Origin of the sequence: Tepidimonas sp., assembly GCF_036825565.1 — a bacterium.
Lineage (GTDB): Bacteria > Pseudomonadota > Gammaproteobacteria > Burkholderiales > Burkholderiaceae_C > Tepidimonas.
The window spans coordinates 1-5,100 of sequence record NZ_DAISXZ010000106.1 but is presented as its reverse complement, the minus strand read 5'-3'; the positions used below and the strand labels follow the sequence as shown (position 1 = coordinate 5,100).

5 protein-coding genes are annotated in these 5,100 nt (G+C 69.7%); 2 read left to right on the top strand and 3 right to left on the bottom strand.

Annotated elements, in window-relative coordinates; translation table 11 throughout:
* Window positions 1–1,151: methionine adenosyltransferase (metK, locus tag V7026_RS10930; RefSeq protein ID WP_334155408.1), on the bottom strand; the 1,151-nt coding region annotated here is incomplete at its 3' end.
* Between the two features lie 316 nt (window positions 1,152–1,467).
* On the opposite strand from metK, the gene V7026_RS10925 reads away from it, so the two are divergent.
* The gene (locus tag V7026_RS10925; RefSeq protein WP_334155407.1) at window positions 1,468–2,661 is read left to right on the top strand and encodes an ATP-binding protein; all 1,194 of its coding nucleotides are present in this window, start codon (window positions 1,468–1,470) and stop codon (window positions 2,659–2,661) included.
* Window positions 2,658–3,503, top strand: a complete 846-nt coding sequence (locus V7026_RS10920) for a lysophospholipid acyltransferase family protein (RefSeq protein WP_334155406.1) — start codon at window positions 2,658–2,660, stop codon at window positions 3,501–3,503. The genes V7026_RS10925 and V7026_RS10920 overlap by 4 nt, the downstream gene beginning before the upstream one ends.
* Here V7026_RS10920 and V7026_RS10915 read toward each other — a convergent pair.
* Both V7026_RS10915 and yihA read right to left on the bottom strand, forming a co-directional pair.
* Window positions 3,483–4,409 carry an alpha/beta fold hydrolase gene (locus V7026_RS10915; RefSeq protein ID WP_334155405.1) on the bottom strand — a complete coding sequence of 309 codons (927 nt, stop codon included), beginning with the start codon at window positions 4,407–4,409 and terminating at the stop codon, window positions 3,483–3,485. The two genes, V7026_RS10920 and V7026_RS10915, sit on opposite strands and share 21 nt — an antisense overlap.
* A gap of 38 nt (window positions 4,410–4,447) precedes the next feature.
* Window positions 4,448–5,062, bottom strand: coding sequence for a ribosome biogenesis GTP-binding protein YihA/YsxC (gene yihA / locus V7026_RS10910; protein ID WP_334155409.1), 615 nt, complete (start codon window positions 5,060–5,062; stop codon window positions 4,448–4,450).
* Window positions 5,063–5,100 lie beyond the last annotated feature (38 nt).

Here is a 5,100-nt window from a genome sequence, read left to right as displayed (position 1 = left end):
GCCACCTTGTCGGTGCGCTCCCAGGTGAATTCCGGCTCGTCGCGGCCGAAGTGGCCGTAGGCGGCGGTCTTGCCGTAGATCGGGCGCAGCAGGTCCAGCATCTGGATGATGCCCTTGGGCCGCAGGTCGAACACCTCGTTGACAATGCGAGCGATCTGCTCGTCCGGGATGACGCCCGTGCCCTCGGTGTAGACGGTGACGTTGATCGGCCGTGCCACGCCGATGGCGTAGCTGACCTGGATCTGGCACTGGCGCGCCAGCCCCGCGGCGACGATGTTCTTGGCCACGTAGCGCGCGGCGTAGGCGGCGGAGCGGTCGACCTTGGTCGGGTCCTTGCCGCTGAAGGCGCCGCCGCCGTGCGGGCAGGCGCCGCCGTAGGTGTCGACAATGATCTTGCGCCCGGTCAGGCCGCAGTCACCCTGCGGGCCGCCGATGACGAAGCGACCCGTCGGGTTGATGAGGTAGCGGGTGTTGTGCAGCCACTCCTTGGGCAACACGGGCTTGATGATCTCCTCGATGCAGGCCTCGATGAACGCCGGCTTCATGTGCTTGCCGTCGCTCATCTCGGGGCTGTGCTGGCTGGACAGCACCACGGTGTCGATGCTGTGCGGGCGGCCGTCGACGTAGCGCATCGTGATCTGGCTCTTGGCGTCGGGGCGAAGGAAGGGCAGGCGCCCGTCCTTGCGCAGCTGCGCCTGGCGCTCGACGATGCGGTGCGCGTAGTAGATCGGCGCGGGCATCAGCTCGGGCGTCTCGTCGCAGGCGTAGCCGAACATCAGGCCCTGGTCGCCGGCGCCGGTGTTGAGGTAGTCGTCGCTGGCGTGGTCGACGCCCTGCGCGATGTCGTTGCTCTGCTTGTCGTAGGCCACCAGCACCGCGCAGCCCTTGTAGTCGATGCCGTACTCGGTGTTGTCGTAGCCGATGCGCTTGATGGTGTCGCGCGCGACCTGGATGTAGTCCACGTGCGCGTTGGTGGTGATCTCGCCGGCCAGCACGACGAGCCCCGTGTTGCACAGCGTCTCGGCCGCCACGCGGCTGCGCGGGTCCTGCTCGAAAATCGCATCCAGGATGGCGTCCGAGATCTGGTCGGCCACCTTGTCCGGGTGGCCTTCGGACACCGATTCGCTGGTGAAGAGGAAGTCGTTCGCCATGGCTATACACTCCTGTCGATGGGTTGCCGGCGTTTCGCCGGCCCCAAACGGGCGTGTTGGCGAACGCTTTAGCGGCATTTGTGAATCGCCCGCAAGTAGTTCGGTAACTCGGCGATGGGGCGAAGTGTAGCCGAAGCCGGCCTGTGCCGGGGAATCCGGGCGGGGTATGGGGGTAGAGGGCCGGGTGCAATCTCCGGAATCCATGCGCATCGATTCCGGAATTTTCGGCCATTCAATCCGATCTTTACGATATCATCGCCCGATGTTTCCGCCCGCTTTGTACCCTCGTTGGGTAGAGCCGCGCCTGATCGAGGCCATGCAAGACACGCCGGTGGTGCTGCTGGCCGGTCCGCGCCAGTCGGGCAAGACCACGCTGGTGCGACAGATTGCGCAGAGGGCGGGTCTGCGGTATCTGACCCTGGACGATGCCGTGACGCTGCTTTCGGCGCGGGAGGACCCGGTGGGCCTGATCCGTGGTTTGGATCGTGCGGTGATCGACGAGGTGCAGCGTGCGCCGCAGTTGCTGCTCGCGCTGAAGAAGAGTGTGGACGAGGACCGCCGCGCCGGCCGGTTCGTGCTGACAGGGTCTGCCAACCTGATGGCGCTGCCCACGGTGGCGGATTCGCTCGCCGGCCGTATGGAGACCCTGCATCTGCTGCCGCTGGCGCAGGGGGAGATCGAGCGACGCACCGACAACTGGATCGACCAAGTGTTTGCGGGCCGCCTGCTGCGGGCGGACCGGCCGGCGCTGGGGGCCGACTTGACCGAGCGCGTGCTGCGGGGCGGGTATCCGGAGGCGGTGGCGCGTGCAACACCGCGCCGGCGCGCGGCATGGGCGCGGCAGTATTTGCAGGCCATCCTGCAGCGCGACGTGCGCGAGGTGGCCAGCATCGACAAGCTGGACCAATTGCCCCGCTTTTTGCGGGCGCTGGCGCAGATGGCGGGGCAAATGTGCAACCACACCCGCCTGGGTGCCGAGGTGGGCCTGGACGGCAAGACGGCGGCCCGTTACCTGGGCGTGTTCGAGCAGCTCTACCTCCTGCGACGGGTGGATGTGTGGGCGCGCAATGGCCTGAGCCGGATCGTCAAGACGCCGAAGCTGCAGTTCACGGACGCCGGCTTGCTGGCCGCGCTGCTGGATCTGACCCCGGAAGCGGTGCAGCGGGACCGGGTCCCGTACGGGCATGTCCTGGAAACCTTTGTCTTTGCCGAATTGCTCAAGCTGGCCAGCGTGGCGCAGGGGCAATACCGGCTGCTGTATTACCGGGACGCGGACAAGGTCGAAGTGGATGTGGTGATCGAGGATGCCGCCGGCCACGTCGTGGGCGTGGAGGTGAAGGCGGCGGCGACCGTGGGCGAGCGGGATTGGCGCGGCTTGACCAAGCTGCGGACGGTGGCAGGGGAGCGGTTTCGGATGGGCGTGCTGCTTTATGACGGGGCCGAAACCCTGCCCATGGGGGACGGCCTGTGGGCTCTGCCGCTGTCCAGCCTGTGGGGGAGCACGCCGTGAGGGCCTGGTTCGCGGTGCTGTCCCGCTGGCCCCTCCTGGCCCTGCACGCCCTGGGCTGGTGCGCGGGCTGGGGGGCGTGGTTGGCGTCGCCCACCTACCGCCGCCGGTGGTGGGCGCACACCCGGCAGGCTGGCTTGAGCGGGCGCGCGCGCTGGGCATCGATCGGGGCGGCCGGGAAGCAGGTGGCGGAGCTGCCGCGTCTGTGGTTTGGGCCGCCCGTGCCCGTCGGTTGGGAGGGGGCGGCGCACATCGAGGCGGCGCTGGCCCAGCGGCGCGGCGTGCTGTTTTTGACGCCGCACCTGGGGTGCTTCGAGGTCACGCCGCGCGCCTATGCCGAGCGGTTTGGCGTGCCGCACGCCGCGCCGATCACCGTGCTGTACCGGCCTTCGCGCCACGCGGCGTTGGATGCGCTGCTGCGGCAGGCGCGGCAGCGCCCGGGCATGGCCGCGGCACCCACGACGCTCGCCGGGGTGCGGCAGCTCATGCAGGCCCTGCGCCGTGGCGAGGCCGTGGGCCTGCTGCCCGACCAGGTGCCGCCGCAGGGGCTGGGCGTGTGGGCGCCGTTTTTTGGCCGGCCGGCCTACACCATGACGCTGGCGGCGCGGCTGGCGCAGCAGCCCGGGGTGCAGGTGCTGCTCGCGTGGGGGCAACGGCTGCCGTGGGGCCGCGGCTATGTGGTGCATGTGCAGCCGTGGGCGCAGGCGATGGACGAGCCGCTGGCCACCGACCCGGCGCAGGCGGCGGCCCAGATCAACCGGGCGATGGAGCTGCTGATTCGCCGCTGCCCCGAACAATACCTGTGGGGCTACGCGCGCTACAAGTCACCCCGTGCGCTCGGGTGATGGGAGAAACCCGCCGATCAACGCCAGCACCTGCGCCGGTTGCTCGTGCAGCAGCCAGTGCGAGGCTTGCGGCAGCCGTTCGATGTGCAGGTCCGGCACCCAGTCGCTCAGCCCGTCCAGCAGGCCGGGCAGCAGGGCCTGGTCCTGCAGGCCCCAGACGACCCGCGTCGGCACCCGTACGCGCAGCAGCTCATCGGGCAGCTCCACCCCCGCCGCGCCGGGGTCGTCCGCAGTGGGTGGCCGCAAGGGCGAGGCGACGTAGTAGTTCAGCCCGCCTTGCAACCCCATCGCCCACACGGCCTCGTACTGCGCCTGCAGGGCTGGCGTCAGCCAGGCCGAGGTGTCCGACATGCCCCGAAAGAACGCCCACAGCCGGGCATAGCCGTTGGCCGACAGGCGTTGCGCCGCGTCGGGCCGGGCCAGAAAGTTCATGTAGGCGCTGGCGGCCTGTTGCGCGGGGGAGTGGCGCAGGTCGCGCCAGAACGCGCCCGGATGGGGCGAGTTCAGGATGATCAGCCGTTGCAGCCGCTGTGGTTGCAGCGCGGCCAGGTTCCACGCCACGGCGCCGCCCCAGTCGTGGGCGACCACGGCGGCGACGCGGCCGGGGGTGGGGCCCGCAGCGGTGACGGCGTCGATCAGCGCGGCGATGTCCTGCATCAGGTGACGAGCCCGGTAAGCCTCGGCCGTGGCTGGGGCGCTGGAGCGCTCGTAGCCGCGCAGATTGGGCGCGATGCAGCGCCAGCCGCCATGCTCTGGCTTGGCAAACCGCACCAGCGCCTCGTCCCAGACGAAGGCGGCCTCCGGGAAGCCGTGCAAAAACAGCAGTACGGGCCGGCCGGTCTGGCCGGCGGCACGCACGCTCAGGGTGATGCCGTGCGGCAGCGGGAGCGAGAAGGTTTCGATCATGGGCGCGGGCTCCGGGGTGGGCCCCGCCGCGCCAGGAGTCAGGTGGTTGAGGCCGCGGCCGCGGGGTGCGACCAGTCCCACAGCCGCAGGGCCACCTCGTCCACGCCCTGGCGCTTGAGGGCGGAGAACAGCATCGCATCGCCCCCAGCGGTCTGCAGTCGCGCAATCGACAGCGCCTTGGCCTGTTCCTGCCGCGAAAGCTTGTCCGCCTTGGTCAACAGAACCAGAAAATCCAACCCCTGCTCGACGCGCGGGCGGATGATGTCCAGCAGCGCCTCATCCAGCTCCGTCAGGCCCAGCCGCGCGTCGCACAGCATCACCACCGCGCGGAGATTGGGCCGGCTGACCAGGTAATTGGCCATGACCTGCTGCCAGCGCCGCTTGGCCGCCTGCGGCACGGCAGCGTAGCCGTAGCCGGGCAAATCCGCCAATACCGCGTCGGTGGCGCCCTGCTTGCCCAGGGCGAAGAGCACGATGCTTTGCGTGCGGCCCGGCATCTTGGAGGCGAAAGCCAGTTGCCGCTGCTGCGCGAGGGTGTTGATGCAGGTGGATTTGCCGGCGTTGGAGCGACCGACGAAAGCGATCTCGGGCGCGGCCAGGGGGGGCAGGTGCTGCAGTTGCGGAGCTTCGGTTAGGAAGCGGGCCGTGTGCAGCCAGGCGCGTGCCTGGGCCGCGGCCGTGGGGGAGGGGG

Excerpts from the sequence above, each read along its gene's own strand:
- V7026_RS10925 (WP_334155407.1), top strand. The coding sequence starts at position 1,468 with ATGCAAGACACGCCGGTGGTGCTGCTGGCCGGTCCGCGCCAGTCGGGC.
- V7026_RS10915 (WP_334155405.1), bottom strand. The coding sequence starts at position 4,409 with ATGATCGAAACCTTCTCGCTCCCGCTGCCGCACGGCATCACCCTGAGC.